Source organism: Polynucleobacter necessarius (genome assembly GCF_900096765.1).
Lineage (GTDB): Bacteria > Pseudomonadota > Gammaproteobacteria > Burkholderiales > Burkholderiaceae > Polynucleobacter > Polynucleobacter necessarius_F.
This window is the reverse complement of the sequence record NZ_LT615228.1, coordinates 585,665-602,074: the sequence shown is the minus strand read 5'-3', so window position 1 is coordinate 602,074 and position 16,410 is coordinate 585,665. Positions and strand designations below refer to the sequence as shown.

General features: G+C 45.5%; 13 protein-coding genes and 1 tRNA gene. 5 read left to right on the top strand and 9 right to left on the bottom strand.

Translation table 11 applies throughout. The features are described 5' to 3' along the window. Positions 1 to 12 precede the first annotated feature (12 nt). Positions 13 to 804: an Hsp33 family molecular chaperone HslO gene (gene hslO, locus DXE33_RS03100; RefSeq protein WP_114638582.1), complete on the top strand. Its 792-nt coding sequence runs from the start codon at positions 13 to 15 to the stop codon at positions 802 to 804. A 20-nt stretch (positions 805 to 824) separates the two neighbouring features. Here hslO and ftsB read toward each other — a convergent pair whose 3' ends face one another. Genes ftsB through DXE33_RS03080 form a run of 4 tightly spaced genes read right to left on the bottom strand, consistent with a single transcriptional unit; the run spans position 825 to position 5,002 of the window. Continuing rightward, positions 825 to 1,127, bottom strand: a complete 303-nt coding sequence (gene ftsB, locus DXE33_RS03095) for a cell division protein FtsB (protein ID WP_114638581.1) — start codon at positions 1,125 to 1,127, stop codon at positions 825 to 827. A 12-nt stretch (positions 1,128 to 1,139) separates the two neighbouring features. After that, positions 1,140 to 2,426, bottom strand: a complete 1,287-nt coding sequence (eno, locus tag DXE33_RS03090) for a phosphopyruvate hydratase (RefSeq protein ID WP_114638580.1) — start codon at positions 2,424 to 2,426, stop codon at positions 1,140 to 1,142. Positions 2,427 to 2,465: 39 nt separating this feature from the next. Further along, positions 2,466 to 3,329 carry a 3-deoxy-8-phosphooctulonate synthase gene (gene kdsA / locus DXE33_RS03085; protein WP_114638579.1) on the bottom strand — a complete coding sequence of 288 codons (864 nt, stop codon included), beginning with the start codon at positions 3,327 to 3,329 and terminating at the stop codon, positions 2,466 to 2,468. An 11-nt stretch (positions 3,330 to 3,340) separates the two neighbouring features. Beyond that, the gene (locus DXE33_RS03080; RefSeq protein WP_114638578.1) at positions 3,341 to 5,002 is read right to left on the bottom strand and encodes a CTP synthase; all 1,662 of its coding nucleotides are present in this window, start codon (positions 5,000 to 5,002) and stop codon (positions 3,341 to 3,343) included. Positions 5,003 to 5,084: 82 nt separating this feature from the next. On the opposite strand from DXE33_RS03080, the gene DXE33_RS03075 reads away from it, so the two are divergent. The 3 genes from DXE33_RS03075 to DXE33_RS03065 all read left to right on the top strand — a co-directional run bounded on the left by DXE33_RS03075 (position 5,085) and on the right by DXE33_RS03065 (position 8,514). After that, positions 5,085 to 5,555 (top strand): DUF2147 domain-containing protein, encoded by a 471-nt coding sequence (locus tag DXE33_RS03075; RefSeq protein ID WP_114638577.1) that lies wholly within the window; start codon positions 5,085 to 5,087, stop codon positions 5,553 to 5,555. A 6-nt stretch (positions 5,556 to 5,561) separates the two neighbouring features. Further along, positions 5,562 to 5,750 (top strand): superinfection immunity protein, encoded by a 189-nt coding sequence (locus tag DXE33_RS03070; RefSeq protein WP_114638576.1) that lies wholly within the window; start codon positions 5,562 to 5,564, stop codon positions 5,748 to 5,750. A 178-nt stretch (positions 5,751 to 5,928) separates the two neighbouring features. Next, positions 5,929 to 8,514: a bifunctional aconitate hydratase 2/2-methylisocitrate dehydratase gene (locus tag DXE33_RS03065; protein ID WP_114638575.1), complete on the top strand. Its 2,586-nt coding sequence runs from the start codon at positions 5,929 to 5,931 to the stop codon at positions 8,512 to 8,514. A gap of 89 nt (positions 8,515 to 8,603) precedes the next feature. On the opposite strand, the gene DXE33_RS03060 is transcribed toward DXE33_RS03065, so the two are convergent. The 3 genes from DXE33_RS03060 to DXE33_RS03050 are packed head-to-tail and all read right to left on the bottom strand — an operon-like array spanning position 8,604 to position 14,104. Next, a complete protein-coding gene (locus tag DXE33_RS03060; protein ID WP_114639704.1) occupies positions 8,604 to 9,359 on the bottom strand; it encodes a spermine/spermidine synthase domain-containing protein in 756 nt (251 codons plus the stop codon). An 11-nt stretch (positions 9,360 to 9,370) separates the two neighbouring features. Further along, entirely contained in the window at positions 9,371 to 13,408 is a 4,038-nt protein-coding gene (purL, locus tag DXE33_RS03055) for a phosphoribosylformylglycinamidine synthase (RefSeq protein WP_114638574.1), read from the bottom strand. A gap of 21 nt (positions 13,409 to 13,429) precedes the next feature. After that, positions 13,430 to 14,104: an ABC transporter ATP-binding protein gene (locus tag DXE33_RS03050; protein ID WP_114638573.1), complete on the bottom strand. Its 675-nt coding sequence runs from the start codon at positions 14,102 to 14,104 to the stop codon at positions 13,430 to 13,432. Here DXE33_RS03050 and DXE33_RS03045 point away from each other — a divergent pair. Beyond that, the gene (locus DXE33_RS03045) at positions 14,103 to 14,669 is read left to right on the top strand and encodes an arylesterase (RefSeq protein WP_114638572.1); all 567 of its coding nucleotides are present in this window, start codon (positions 14,103 to 14,105) and stop codon (positions 14,667 to 14,669) included. The two genes, DXE33_RS03050 and DXE33_RS03045, sit on opposite strands and share 2 nt — an antisense overlap. 9 nt (positions 14,670 to 14,678) lie before the next feature. Here the strand turns inward: DXE33_RS03045 and DXE33_RS03040 are convergent, their stop codons facing one another. After that, the gene (locus tag DXE33_RS03040; RefSeq protein WP_114638571.1) at positions 14,679 to 16,148 is read right to left on the bottom strand and encodes a peptidylprolyl isomerase; all 1,470 of its coding nucleotides are present in this window, start codon (positions 16,146 to 16,148) and stop codon (positions 14,679 to 14,681) included. 112 nt (positions 16,149 to 16,260) lie between these two features. Then, a tRNA-Val gene (locus DXE33_RS03035) sits at positions 16,261 to 16,336 on the bottom strand. Positions 16,337 to 16,410 lie beyond the last annotated feature (74 nt).

The window sequence follows — 16,410 nt, the reverse complement described above, 5'->3', positions numbered from 1 at the left end:
ATACTTTGGTCTATGAATGAATTACTTGTATTTATGTGTGATTTTATGTGTGATGGAGCCCCAGTTCGCGGGGAAATTGTGTCGATTGGATCGGCCTGGCAGGCGGTCCTAGAGCGTCGCGACGACCCACCAGCTATACGCAAAATCCTGGGTGATTTGCTAGATGCCTCTAATACTGGTCGATTGGTGATCACCCTCGACCCTACAGACCGTGAACCTGGGCAACCCCCTTACCAGGGTATTGTTGCCCTTCAGGAGCACGTGGGAAGCTCTGTTAAACCCGTTAGTAATGCTGCTGAAGCCATTTGTTTATATATGCAAAATTCAGAACAGCTCGATACCCGAATCTGGCTAGCGTCTGATGACAGCCATATTGGCGGGCTCTTACTCCAACGACTACCAAATTCTGGTGGTCACGCCCATCTAGATCCTGAAGTCGCCGAGGAAGGTTGGTCTCGCATTAAAACGCTTGGTGAAACTATCACCAATGAAGAATTATTAACACTTCCCTCGGAGATCATTCTTCGTCGACTCTTTCTTGAGGAGTCAACAGAAAAGGGTGTTCGTAGCTTTCCGCCAAGACCTGTACGTTTTGCTTGCCGATGCTCTCGAAATAAAGTAGCTGACGTTCTCAGAATGCTGGGCGAAGAAGAAGTGCAAAGTATCCTAGCGGAGCAAGGGGTTGTTGAAACTATCTGTGACTTCTGTGCCAAGCCCTACCGCTTTGATGCAGTAGATTGTCTGCAAGTATTTAAAACAGATTTACTCAGTGATGCTACGCGTCCACCATCTAGCGGGCATTAAGATGCTTACTCACGCCAATTTTATTGCTTTGTAGCGGGTGCGCTATTCGATTTATCAGCTGGGAGTATTTGAACAAAAAACTCCCCTTCTTTGATAAGGCCATGCTCCACACGAGCTCGTTCTTCAATAGCCCTTGTGCCATCTTTCAAGTCTTTCACATCACCAGCAAGCTTGGCGTTGCGAAGAGCCAAGAGGCTATTTTTAGCCTCTTGAAGCTCAACTTGTTTTTCCATTTCGTAAACCTTTAGCCACCCCCCTTTACCAAGCCAAAGTGGGTATTGAATTGCAATCAACAATACCAGCATGGAAATGACGATGCGCATTATCCTGAGGAATTAGCGTTTGAGGTTATAGAAAACAGACTTACCAGGGTATGTAGCAACATCACCCAGATCCTCTTCAATGCGAAGAAGTTGGTTGTACTTAGCAATACGATCAGACCTTGATAAGGAACCAGTCTTAATTTGACCTGCATTTGTTCCAACAGCAATATCCGCAATAGTGCTGTCTTCTGTTTCACCAGAGCGATGTGAAATCACTGCTGTGTAATTGGCACGCTTTGCCATTTCTATTGCCGCAAATGTTTCGGTCAATGTACCAATCTGATTAATCTTAATTAAGATTGAATTAGCAATCCCCTTCTCTATACCCTCTTTAAGAATGCGTGTGTTAGTTACAAACAGATCATCACCCACCAACTGAATTTGATTGCCTAGTTTTTTAGTAATATCTGCCCAGCCGTCCCAATCACTCTCATGCATACCATCCTCAATAGATACGATAGGAAATTGATCGGCAAGGTTCCCAAGATAATCAGAGAATTCGCTGGAACTTAGCTGTAAACCTTCACCTGATAAGTGGTATTTACCATCTTTATAGAACTCGCTTGCAGCACAGTCCAGAGCCAAAAGAACATCCTCTCCGGCTTGATACCCAGCTCCTTCAATTGCCTTCATGATCGTTTGCAGACACTCTTGATTGCTCTTGAAGTTTGGCGCAAAGCCACCCTCATCACCAACAGTCGTTGGCATGCCTTGGGCGCCAATAATCTTCTTGAGTTCATGGAAAATCTCAGCGCCACAACGTAAGGCATCACGGAAATTCTGGGCACTAACCGGCATCACCATGAACTCCTGAATATCCAAGCTATTGTTTGCATGTGCGCCGCCGTTCACAATATTCATCATGGGAACCGGCAACTGCATACCGCCTGATCCGCCAAAATAACGATACAGTGGCAAGCCAGCCTCTTCTGCAGCCACTCTGGCAACAGCCATAGATACAGCCAAAGTAGCATTAGCCCCTAGCCGGGCTTTGTTATGCGTACCATCCAATTCAATGAGCGTGTGATCCAAAAATGCCTGCTCACTTGCATCCAAACCAAGAATGGTTTCAGCAATCTCCACATTGATGTTCTGAACGGCTTTCAGAACGCCCTTACCTAAATAACGAGACTTATCACCATCACGCAATTCAATTGCTTCACGCGACCCTGTAGAGGCTCCAGATGGAACCGCCGCACGACCCATGACACCAGACTCGAGCAATACATCGCATTCAACTGTTGGGTTACCGCGTGAATCTAAAACTTCTCTACCGATGATGTCAACAATGGCGCTCATGCACCTTCTCCTTAAAACAATATGAAATGGGATAAATGATTACTTAAAACTATCTTCTAAAAAGGAACCACTTGATTTAACAACTGAATCAATTGCAAGCAGTGATTCCAATAACTCCTTCATGCGATTTAATGGAACCGCATTAGGACCATCGGACAAAGCATTCGCAGGATCAGGATGGGTTTCCATAAATAAGCCGCTAATGCCAACAGCTACAGCAGCACGGGCTAAAACCGGCACGAACTCTCGCTGACCACCGCTCGAAGTACCCTGACCCCCAGGCAGCTGAACTGAGTGAGTGGCATCGAAAACCACAGGGGCATTAGATTCACGCAATATAGCCAGACTTCTCATGTCTGAAACTAAATTGTTATAACCAAAGGAAGCGCCACGTTCACAAACCATAAATTGGTCAGGAAGATTTTTCTCAGCAGCTGCGGATCTAGCCTTCTCAATCACATTGAGCATTTCATGTGGGGAAAGAAACTGACCTTTTTTAAAGATGATAGGCTTACCACTCTGTGCACACGCGCGAATAAAATCCGTCTGCCTGCATAGAAACGCAGGGGTTTGCATGACATCAACTACTTTAGCTACAGCGGCTATCTCACTAATGTCATGCACATCAGTTAAGACAGGAACGCCAATCTCTATTTTAACCTTCGCCAAAATCTCTAAACCTTTTTCCATCCCAAGGCCACGATAGGAGCTTCCCGAAGAGCGGTTTGCTTTATCGAAAGAAGATTTATAGATAAATGGAATCTTTAACTCAGTAGTGACTTCTTTTAAATGGCCCGCAATATCTACAGCTGATTGCTCAGATTCAATTACACATGGACCAGCGATCAGAAAAAAACGCTGGTCAAGCCCGACATCAAAACCACATAGCTTAAAAGTGCTCATGCTTTCCTCTGTTATGCAACTTGCTTTAAAGAGGCTGCTTGATGCACCAGCGCAGCGCTAATGAATGCAGAGAAAAGAGGATGTCCATCTCGCGGAGTAGAAGTAAATTCTGGATGAAACTGAACGCCAAAGAACCAGGGATGCATTGATTCTGGAAGCTCCATCATTTCAGGTAAAGATTCATTTGGAGTTCTAGCCGAAATAATTAATCCTGACTGCTCTAACTTTGGAACATAGTTATTGTTTACCTCGTAGCGATGGCGATGCCGTTCATTGACCTCGGCTCCGTAAATGCGGCTGGCAAGTGTATTGGGTTTTACTGGACAGCGCTGTGATCCAAGACGCATTGTGCCGCCCATATCAGAATCATTGCTACGTTTCTCAACGCGGCCTTCCCTGTCAAGCCACTCGGTAATCAAAGCCACAACAGGACTATCGGTTTGAGAGTCAAACTCCGTACTATTCGCACCAGCAATATTGGCAACATGTCTTGCGAACTCAATCACTGCCAACTGCATCCCCAGACAAATACCGAGATATGGCACTTGATTTTCACGGGCATAGCGAATGGCAGCAATCTTTCCTTCAGTGCCACGCTTACCAAATCCACCTGGTACCAAAATGGCATCTAAATCCTGCAAGCAATCAATACCATCTTTCTCGATTTGTTCGGAATCGATGTAATTGATATTCACTTTAGTGTGCGTATGTATTCCTGCATGGCGCAAAGCTTCTATAAGTGATTTATATGATTCAATTAGCTCAACATACTTCCCAACCATACCAATGGTGACTTCATGCTTTGGATTGGCTAACTCGTAAACTAAGTTTTCCCAAACAGACAAGTCCGCAGGCTTAGCGTTAATTTCAAGTTCACGACAAATCAAATCGTCCATGCCTTGAGCGTGGAGCATTTTGGGGATCTTATATATTGTGTCGACATCCCAAACAGAAATCACCGCCTCTTCTTTTACATTCGAGAAAAGAGAAATCTTAGCTCTCTCATCGTCCGGAATAGGTCTATCTGCGCGGCACAATAAGACGGATGGCATGATGCCAATTTCGCGCAATTTTTGAACTGAGTGCTGAGTAGGCTTGGTTTTAAGCTCTCCAGCACTACTAATGTAAGGAACGAGTGTTAAGTGCACAAAAGCACAGCTGTGCACCGGCAAACGCAAGCTCATTTGTCTTGCAGCCTCCAAGAAGGGAAGAGACTCAATGTCACCTACTGTTCCACCGATTTCGCAAATAGCAATATCAGCTTGACCATCATGACCCGCCTTAGCGCCACGTTCAACAAAAGCTTGAATCTCATTGGTTATGTGAGGTATCACCTGCACTGTCTTACCAAGATATTCGCCGCGGCGTTCTTTACTGATGACTGACTCGTAAATCTGACCCGTTGTGAAGTTATTGCTCTTACGCATCTTGGCAGATACAAAGCGCTCATAGTGACCCAAATCTAAATCGGTTTCGGCACCATCTTCAGTCACAAAGACCTCTCCGTGCTGGAGTGGGCTCATAGTACCAGGGTCAACGTTGATATAGGGATCTAATTTTAGGAGGGTGACTTTCAGGCCGCGGGATTCGAGAATCGCGGCAAGCGAGGCAGCTGCAGTTCCTTTCCCTAAAGAAGAAACCACGCCACCAGTGACAAAAACGTATTTGGTCATCGCTTAAGCTCTGTTGGAAAAAGTAATTATAACGATACAGAACGATTTTTTTAAAAATTCAAAAGGGGTAATATTGCATTTAATGATCAATAAACCTCTATTGATCAATAAACCTCTATTTTTAACTGCTCTTACCCTGATTTTGGGATCACTGCCATCCTCTGGTGTATTTGCGCAAACAAACAATTCCATTATTGGGGTCTGGAAAACCTTTGATGATGAAACTCTCCAACCGGCCGCAATTGTCCAAATTACCGAAAATAACGGTCTTTTTGTTGGGATGATTACCAAACTACTAGATCCTGCAGCATTGCCAACTTGTGAAAAATGCGCTGATTCACGCAAAGGCAAACCGGTAGTAGGCATGGAGATACTTACTGGACTTAAAAAAGAAGGTGAAGTCTATCGAGGCGGCCAAATCCTTGATCCTGATGATGGTGAGATTTACAAGGCTGAAATCAAGCTCCTTGATCAAGGCAATAAACTGGATCTGAGAGCCTATATCGGTATTCCATTAATCGGCAGGACTCAAACCTGGGCTAGGGAGAGATAAAGCGGTATGCGCCTATTCTTTTCTGCATTAATCACCCTGCTCTCCCTTTTCTATTTCCTGCCATTTGCTATTGCCTTTAATAAGAAGCGCGCTAACTCTGGTGCAATATTTGCCCTCAACCTGTTTCTAGGCAGGTCTTTGATTGGCTGGGTGCTAGCTCTAGTTTGGGCCTTAAAGGAAGAGCAAGTTATCTAATATCTTGTCTATTTTTTGCCCCTGATTTCTCTATTCACTATTTTGGGGCAAATCTTAGGGTTTAAACTCTTATATAAGACTTAATTTACTAACTATAATTGGTGAAATCGGGTGAAAATCCCAATTTGGCCTTTCTCTTTCTATTTCTATTGAACACTTTTATCTCATAGGAAACACAATGTTAGAAGCCTATAACGCCCATGTTGTCGAACGCGCAGCCCTCGGTATTCCAGCCCTCCCCTTAACCAAGGATCAAACCGCCGAACTAGTTAAGTTACTCAAGAACCCTCCGGCGGGTAAAGAGGCAGAATTACTTGAGCTCATCACCAATCGCGTACCAGCTGGCGTAGATGATGCCGCAAAAGTCAAAGCGGAATTTCTCGATGCTGTTGCCAAAGGCACAGAAAAATCTCCATTGATTTCACGCGTTAAGGCAACTGAACTATTGGGCACCATGCTCGGTGGCTACAACATCAAGCCCTTGGTAGAGCTTCTTGCTGATGCAGAGTGTGGCACTACCGCTGCCGCTGCATTGAAGAAAACACTGTTGATGTTTGACTACTTCAATGACGTTCAGGAACTTGCTGACAAAGGCAATGCTAACGCTAAAGCAGTAATGCAAAGTTGGGCTGACGCTGAATGGTTTACAAGTCGCCCCGCTGTTCCTGAAAGCATGAAATTAACAGTATTTAAGGTTACTGGCGAAACCAATACCGATGACCTTTCCCCAGCACCAGATGCTTGGAGTCGTCCTGATATTCCGCTGCATGCAACGATCATGCTTAAAAACCCACGTCCCGGTATCGAACCAGATGAATCCGGTGTACGCGGCCCGATGAAGCAGATTGCCGCCCTTCAAAAGAAAGGTAATCAAATTGCTTACGTTGGTGATGTAGTTGGAACGGGATCATCACGTAAATCTGCAACAAACTCAGTTCTTTGGTGGACTGGTCAAGATATTCCATTTGTTCCAAATAAACGTTTTGGTGGCGTCTGTCTTGGCGGCAATATTGCACCAATCTTCTTTAACACCATGGAAGATTCAGGCGCACTGCCAATCGAGCTAGATGTTTCTCAAATGAATATGGGCGATGAAATTGAATTACGCCCATACGAAGGAAAAGTATTTAAGAACGGTCAAGAAATTTCCAGCTTCACACTCAAGTCACCAGTGATTCTGGATGAAGTGCGTGCCGGCGGTCGTATTCCATTGATCGTTGGTCGTGGCTTGACTGCTAAAGCGCGTGCAGCCCTTGGATTACCTGCTTCTACTGAGTTCCGTTTGCCAGTGAGCCCACCGGATAATAAAAAAGGTTTCAGCTTAGCGCAAAAGATTGTTGGTCGCGCTTGCGGTTTGCCAGAAGGCCAGGGCGTTCGCCCAGGCACCTATTGCGAACCCCGCATGACAACAGTTGGCTCACAAGATACGACTGGCCCAATGACTCGTGATGAGTTAAAAGACTTAGCTTGTTTGGGCTTCTTTGCTGACTTGGTAATGCAATCCTTCTGTCATACCTCTGCTTATCCAAAACCTGTAGATATCCGCACCCAGCATGAGTTGCCCCCATTCATGACCAATCGTGGTGGTGTCGCTCTGCGTCCTGGTGACGGCGTGATTCACAGCTGGTTAAATCGCCTGTTGCTGCCTGATACCTGCGGTACTGGTGGCGATAGCCATACTCGTTTCCCAATTGGTATTTCGTTCCCCGCTGGTTCTGGCTTGGTTGCGTTCGCTGCTGCTACTGGTGTGATGCCTTTGGATATGCCTGAGTCTGTTTTAGTTCGGTTCAAAGGCAAGATGCAACCAGGCATTACTTTACGTGACTTGGTAAATACCATTCCTTTATATGCCATCAAAAAAGGATTGCTCACTGTTGAAAAGCAAGGCAAGAAAAATATTTTCTCTGGACGCATCTTAGAAATTGAAGGTTTGCCAGATCTAAAAGTTGAGCAAGCATTTGAATTGTCTGACGCTTCTGCAGAACGTTCTGCAGGCGGCTGTACTGTTCACCTGAACAAAGAGCCAATCATTGAATACATGCAATCCAATATCACTTTGATGAAGTGGATGATTGCCAACGGCTATGAAGATAAGCGCACCTTAGGTCGTCGTATCAAATCTATGGAGGCCTGGATTGCAAATCCTCAGTTGCTGAAAGCTGATGAGAATGCAGACTATGCAGAAATCATCGAAATCAACGTCGATGAAATCAAAGAGCCAATCTTGGCATGCCCTAACGATCCAGATGATGTCAAAGTATTGTCAGAAGTTGCTGGCGATAAGATTGACGAAGTATTCATTGGTTCATGCATGACTAACATTGGTCACTTCCGTGCTGCTGGTCAAGTATTGCAGGGCAAGAAAGATATGCCCACCCGTTTATGGGTAGCCCCACCCACCAAGATGGATGCGATGATTTTGATGGAAGAAGGCTATTACGGTATGTTAGGTGCTGCTGGTGCTCGCATGGAAAGCCCAGGCTGCTCTTTATGCATGGGTAACCAAGCGCAAATTCGCAAGGGTTCTACTGCAGTCTCTACTTCTACGCGTAACTTCCCGAACCGTCTGGGTATCGATACCCGCGTGTATTTAGCTTCTGCAGAGTTAGCTTCTGTTGCAGCCCTACTCGGTCGCCTGCCTACTCCAAGCGAATACTTGGAGCAAGTAAAAGCGCTAGAAGCAAAATCCGGTGAGGTGTATAAGTACATGAGTTTTGATAAGCTCAAGTCCTTTAGCGACGTTGCCGACACAGTAGCTGTGTAGCATCACCGAGTAATACCATCCCGATGAATCTTTCGGGGAAATTAAAAAGGCGATCAATTGATCGCCTTTTTCTTTCGCTTTTTAATTCATTAAATTGAAAGCATGCTTTCCTGTCGAGCATTCAGTCGACTAAGGCCAGCAACCCATTTACTCGTCGGCAAACCAGTTTTTTCCATAATCAACTTAGCGCGCTTAGAAACATCGCGCCACTGCGCTTCTAATTTAGGGCCTTTAAAAGCGATCGCAACGACATTGCAATCATGCGATTCAGGGAATAGCAACACTCGATTATCAAAAGCTTCGCAGATATTTTTCAAATTCACATCAAAGCTCTTGTGACGAGAAAACAAATTGACAGTCATGACTCCTGGCCCCTTGAGGATGTCATAGCAACCTTTATAAAACTCTAAAGAACTGGCGGCGGGGCCATCACAAATTGCGTCATAGAGATCTACTTGAACAGCATCAAATTGGCCTTGGTAGTTACGATCCTTTACAAAGGCTTTAGCATCAAGCTGGAGAGTATCTAGCTTGCGGTCATCGTCAGGCGTAAAGAACATCGATCTAGCAGCCACAATCACTGCAGGATTGAGTTCTACTACGATTGTTTTAACTGACGGGTAATAGCGATGCTGAAATTTTGCCAAGGCTCCAGTACCTAAACCAAGCTGGGCGATTCTCATACCCGGCTTGGTCTCTAAAAACAGAAGCCAAGCCATCATCTGTTGGTTATATTCTAGGTAAATTTCATCGGGTTCGCGTATCCGCATGGCCCCTTGAATCAACTCACTACCAAAATGTAAATAACGAATACCACCACTCTCAGAAAAGGTTACCGGCTCCATAGCAAACAACATTATTTAGCCCACACACGCGCGTTTCTAAACAAACGCATCCAAGGGCTAGCACCATCTTTAGTATCGAGCCACTCGGGTGGACACCAGCTCATTTGCACCGCACGGAACACCCGCTCAGGATGAGGCATCATCACTGTAAAGCGTCCATCTGGAGTGGTAACTCCAGTTAATCCGCTAGGCGAGCCATTTGGGTTCATAGGATAGATTTCTGTTGGATTGCCTTGATGATCAACAAAACGCAATGCAGCCAAACCTTGTTGAGTAATTTGTGACAAGCTACCCTGTTGGCTGAAATTAGCAAATCCTTCTCCGTGCGCAATCGCAATCGGCAATTGGCTACCTTCCATTCCTTGGGTAAAAATTGAGGGTGAAGCAAGCACTTCAGCCATCACCAAACGCGCTTCATATTGCTCTGATTGATTACGCGTAAATTTAGGCCACGCATCAGCACCAGGAATAATTCCGGATAAGTTGCTCATCATCTGACAGCCGTTGCATACCCCTAAGGCAAAACTGTCTTGACGATGGAAGAATGAGGAGAATTGATCCCTTAACTGCTGATTAAAGAGAATCGTTTTTGCCCAACCCTCACCAGCACCTAAGACATCACCATAACTAAAGCCGCCGCAGGCAATTAAGCCAAGGAAATCATCAAGCTTGGCTTTACCGCTCAATAGATCGGACATGTGAACGTCATAACTATCAAAGCCAGCCCAATTGACCGCATAGGCCATTTCTACATGAGAATTAACACCCTGCTCACGCAAAATGGCAACCTTAGGTGGTGCATTCTTGGCAATAAATGGCGCCGCAATATCTTCGGAAATATCAAAACTTAACTTAGGAGTCATTCCTGCATCAGCAAGATTGTCTAACAGTGAAAATTCACTATCAGCACAAGCTGGGTTATCACGTAAACGTGCAATTTGATAACTCGTATTGGTCCACATTTTTTGCAATACTTCACGCGGCTCGGCGAAGATATTTTTTGCATCACGCCAGATTTCAATACGTCCATTGGTGTTTGGTTTGCCAATGACATGGCTGCAAGCGCTTAAACCAAACTGACGCAAGAGTGCAAAGACAGCATCACGATCTGTTCTGCGAATTTGTATAACGGCGCCAAGCTCTTCATTAAATAGCGCGCGCATGGTCTGCTCATGTCGGCGACCAGATATCTGTTGCGCCCAATTTTTGGCATCACCATAATCTGGCTCTTGACCAATATCGACTGCAATCATATCGACGTTAATGGATACGCCAATATGCGAAGCAAACGCCATTTCTGCTACGCAAGCCAAAAGACCGCCATCAGAACGATCGTGATAAGCCAGCAGTTGATGGCGTTTGCGCATCTCAATGATGACTGAGGCCAAGGCTTTCAGGTCATTTGGATGATCTAAATCAGGCGTGCTCTTACCAGACTGATTTAGTACTTGTGCCAAGATGCTACCGGCCATTCTGTTTCTGCCTCGGCCTAAATCGATCAAGATCAATTCGGTTTCTAAAACAGATCCATCGGTATCTTTGAGCGTCAATAATGGGGTTGCGGTCTTGCGAACATCCTGGACGGCTGCGAAGGCGGAAACAATGAGCGAGACAGGTGCTACCACCTTTTTCGCTTGATTGCCATCGCGCCATTCAGTAGCCATCGAGAGGGAGTCTTTTCCAACCGGGATGGAAATACCTAACGCCGGACATAATTCCATACCAACTGCTTTAACGGAATCATAAAGTTTGGCATCTTCACCTGGAGCACCACAGGCAGCCATCCAGTTTGCAGAGAGTTTGACATCCTCTAAACGACGAATATCTGCCGCCAATAGGTTAGTCAAAGCCTCACCTACGGCCATACGGGCGGCAGCTGGCGCATCAATCACCGCAAGAGGCGCTCTTTCACCCATGGTTATCACCTCACCACGATAACCTTGGTAGTCCATCATGGTTACAGCACAATCAGCCACTGGCACCTGCCAAGGCCCAACAAATTGATCGCGTGCATTTAAACCGCCAACGGTTCTGTCGCAAATGGTGATTAAAAAAGATTTGCTAGCTACTGTCGGTTGCTGTAATACCCACGCAATGGATTGCGCCAAATCAGTATCGGTAAGCTCTAGCTCTTTAAATTCTTGGGGAACACGTGCTACATCCCGGTGCATACGGGGGGGCTTACCAAGCAATACCTCCATCGGCATATCGATTGGCAAGGCAGCATCAGTGCCTGGAGTTTGCTTGGCATCACTTAACTGAAGCTGTCGCTCAGTAGTTGCTTCGCCCACTACTGCATAGGGACAACGCTCACGCTCACAAAAAGATTTAAATAATTCCAAATGTTTTGCGTCAATTGCTAAAACATAACGTTCCTGCGACTCATTACACCAAATCTCTGCAGGACTCATGCCACTCTCTTCTAGTGGAATATTACGAAGTTTGAACTTTGCCCCTAAACCAGCACCATCCGCCAATTCAGGGAACGCATTCGAAAGGCCGCCCGCGCCGACATCATGAATCGATACGATAGGATTGTTTTCACCTAAAGCGCGGCATGCATTAATCACCTCTTGCGCACGACGTTCCATCTCAGGGTTGCCTCGTTGCACAGAATCAAAATCGAGATCGGCCGTATTGGTACCTGTAGTAACAGAGCTTCCTGTTGCGCCACCCATACCAATTCGCATACCTGGGCCTCCAAGCTGAATCAATAAATGACCCGGTTCAATCGCTTTCTTTTGTGTATGAATTGAATCAATACTGCCAATACCACCAGCAATCATGATCGGCTTGTGATAGCCACGACGCACTCCATCTAAAGTTTGTTCGAATACCCGGAAATAGCCACCCAATATTGGACGACCAAATTCATTATTAAATGCTGCGCCACCAAGCGGGCCATCAATCATGATTTGCAAAGGGGTGGCGATACGTTCAGGCTTGCCGTAATAGTCATTTTCCCAGGGCAATTGAGTGCCAGGGATATTAAGGTTTGAAACCGAGAAACCGGTAAGACCAGCTTTGGGACGGCCGCCAATACCAGTAGCACCCTCGTCGCGAATCTCTCCACCAGCTCCAGTAGATGCACCAGGAAATGGTGCTATGGCGGTTGGGTGGTTATGAGTTTCCACCTTCATCAAGGTGTGCACCAAGTGGGTGTCTTTTACGTAGCGATAATCTTCGCCTTGTGGAACCCAGGTTTCTGCTTCACAACCAACCATCACTGCTGAGTTATCTGAATAAGCAACAATTGTGCCCTCAGGCTGCAACTGATGAGTATTGCGAATCATGGCAAATAAAGAGCGCTCTTGATCATCGCCATCGATTGTCCAACTCGAATTAAATATCTTGTGGCGACAGTGCTCGCTATTAGCTTGGGCAAACATAATTAACTCAACATCACTCGGATTGCGTCCCAAGCGTGCAAAGCTCTCTGCAAGGTATGAAACCTCATCTTCAGATAAGGCCAGGCCAAGATCTTGATTGGCCTTGTCTAGGGCCGCCCTTCCCTCTGACAATACTGGAATTCGAAGCAGGGGACGATCATCCAGAGTTTGGTAGAGATCGTTAGCAGCCTCAACTGTCTCAATCACAGCCTCAGTCATACGATCATGAATAGCTGCCAATACTGCTTGCGTCTGCTGTTCGTTTAAAGCCTTTCTACTTTTCCATATGAACTGAATACCTCGTTCAATCCTGAGAACCTGCAAACCACATTGTTGTGCAATATCGGTTGCTTTACTTGCCCAAGGCGAAACTGTGCCTAAACGCGGAATAACAATCGCACCTTGTATATCACCAGAGCCTTTACCAAACCATGTCTTACCTTTTTGAAGACTAGAGACAAATGGTTGGCCATAAGTCAATAAGCTCGCCAAGATCTCTTGATTTTTAACGGATAGCTCATCCTTAGCCCAGATGAAATGAAGATATTGCGCCTCGATCGACTCAAGAGCAATATATTGAGATGCCAATGAAGCTAAAAGTCGTTGTTGACGGAATGGGGAGAGCGCGTCAGCGCCAGGTAAAAAGTGATAAAAAGACATGCCTAGATTATAAGGTTTTGCCTACAACAAGCGACCACCCTGAATCTGGATCTGGCGCTGGCACCGACTGGCTAAGGCCGGGTCATGGGTTACCAATATAAGAGTTGAATAATTGGCCTGATTTAGCTCGAAAAGCAGCTCAATGACACGCTCTCCACTAGCCTCATCAAGACTGCCAGTTGGCTCATCCGCAAAGAGAATATCTGGCTCTGAAATGAATGCTCTCGCTAGCGCAACCCGCTGCTGCTCCCCTCCCGATAGGGTCTTAGGGAAATGATGAAGGCGATCTTGTAAACCGACTTTGTTAAGCCATGTTAATGCCCGCTCCTTGACCTCTTTAAGACCACCAAGTTGCGCCGGTAGCATGACATTTTCCAATGCTGATAAATGTGGCAGCAATTGAAAAGATTGAAACACAAAACTCATATGGGAAGCGCGCAATTGAGCCCTGCCATCCTCATCTAATTCATTGAGGTTTTGCCCTAACATACTGACATTGCCTGAGTTAGGCAAATCCAATCCAGCCAATAAACCCAATAAAGTACTTTTACCTGATCCAGAGCTACCAGTAATAGCAACGCTCTGCCCGTATTGAATCTCAAAACAAATGTCGTGCAAAATGGTGAGACTGCCTTCACTCGAGGCAACACTTTTGCCTAGGTGATTTGCACTTAAGGGGTTGAGATTCTCATAAATGAATCAAACTAATTGGTTGGCTTATTTGAATGCAAAAAGACTAATTGGCTTATTTTGTCTGTTATTTTCTTTTGTCTCACCCGTACATGCTAATTCAGTCATTTTGGTGATGGGCGATAGCCTATCGGCCGAGTACGGTCTTCAAAGAGGTTCTGGCTGGGTCAAGCTTTTAGAGAGCCAACTTCAGAAACAATCTAGCCCTTGGACAGTATTCAATGCCAGCATCAGCGGTGAAACAAGCGCAGGCGGACTAACAAGGCTGCCCACTTTACTGGAGAGCAAAAAACCAGGCATCGTTTTGCTTGAGTTAGGCGCCAAAGTCTTGCTCTTTGGCATGCAAATTCCACCGAACTATGGGCAACAGTACACAACCCAATTTAGAGAAATGTATGCCAATCTAGCAAAACAGGATAATATTCGGTTGCTACCTTTTTTCTTGGCAGGAGTTGCTACGAATAAAGCGCTATTTCAAGCAGACAATATTCATCCAAATGAAGCGGCTCAAAGCGTACTCTTTAAAAACGTATGGGGCGCTATGGCTCCATATCAACAGATGCTGAAATAAGAACTACTCTTAGCCACCAGAACCGCTAGAAAGTGGCTTCAGGGGATTAATCACTTTCACGCTGGCAGCATCACGCCAGTAGGACATAAAACCAGCAAATTCAGATTGGGCTGCCAAGGCTTGAATTTGCCGAGCTTGGGCCTGATGGATCCTACTGTCGCCACTGCTTGGTTGACGAATTTGATCCACTCTATAGATGGTGGCACCAACCCCAGGATTGGCAACAGAAACCACTGCAGGCAACTTATCTGGACTTATTGACATCACATCGTCTAAAGCAGGGCCAACTAGATTGGCGGGCTTATTGCGAGAGATCCATATCGGGGAGGCAAAGCCGCTTGATACTTTCGGATCTTTTTGTAAGACAGCAAAACGATCGGCTGCAGCAGCCAGTGCCAATTTTTCTGCGGCGCGTTGACTAACCTGACGCTTTACCTCAGTAGCCACTTCTTTAAATGGAAGAATTTGAGCTGGATGAAATGTCACCACTCTAGCTGAAACAAAGACCCCTGGAGCTGTTTGAACAGCTTCCGTATTCCGCTTATTTTTAATAGCCTCATCACTAAACAAGGATTGAATTACCTTAGGATTGGCCAGAGGATGATCTTTTGGCGCTCCAGTAGGTCCAGAGCGAGTTAGTCCTTTTTGTGACTGAACGCTCAACTTCAGTTTGTCTGCCGTAGGCTTTAAGCTCTCAGCCTGGTCATAAGTCATATTGGCAAACTGATCAGCCTTATCGTTAAATGCTCTTGCATCTTCTTTAGGGTCAGCCTTTAAAACGATATATTCAACATCAACGAATTCAGGGCTTTCGAATAATTTTGAATTTACATTGTAAAAAGTCTGCAATTCCTCTTGGGTGGGGTTCACTTTGCCAAGATAATCCTTGGCATCAAAAGACATAGACTGCACCTGACGTTCTGTTTCATGCAGCGTGGATACAATCTCAGAAAGTTTTGGCGTGGCCAATTCAGTTCTAGCAACAGAATTGACTAATTGGTTAATCTTGAGATCAAAAGCTTGACCGGCATAAAACTGCTCTTCATCTTCATTTAGACCATTGCTTGCTAGGAGCTGCTTAAAACGAGCATCATCAAAGCTACCATCTTGGCGATACATTGCGCGGATCTGGGGAATGTTTTGCAAGCTCCTAATTAAAGCCTCTTTACCAACTTGTAATCTCAAGTTGGTAACGGCAAACCCAAGAATACGTTGCTGTAACAGCTCATTCAAAATGGCTTGTCTAAATTGCAGACTTTGCGCTATTTGCAGATTGCCACCTACTCGCTCGGCTTGACGCTTAGCTGCAGACTCGACCTCTTGTGCGGTAATAGGCCTGCCATTCACCTTTACTAAATCAGTCTCTTTATCCATAAAGCCGGAATAACTCGAGATTCCGAACATCACAAACGACGGAACAATGAACAACATCAGAATGAGTTGTAATAACTTTTGATGCTTACGGACGGTATCAAACATGAGTGGGCAGACTAGTAAAAAGAAAATAAAAATTCTTGTAACAGTACGAGTTTACTAGGCAGAGGAAGTTTGCTGCTAGAAAGCCCAAAAAAAGACTGAGGGAGGTAAAATTTGGTGGGCGCTGAGAGGCTCGAACTCCCGACATTCTGCGTGTAAGGCAGACGCTCTACCAACTGAGCTAAGCGCCCCAAAATATTACAGGTGTGATTGTAACCTAAGCCTAGATTTTAGGGGGAAGTTCCCCCAAATCCACCATTTTAAA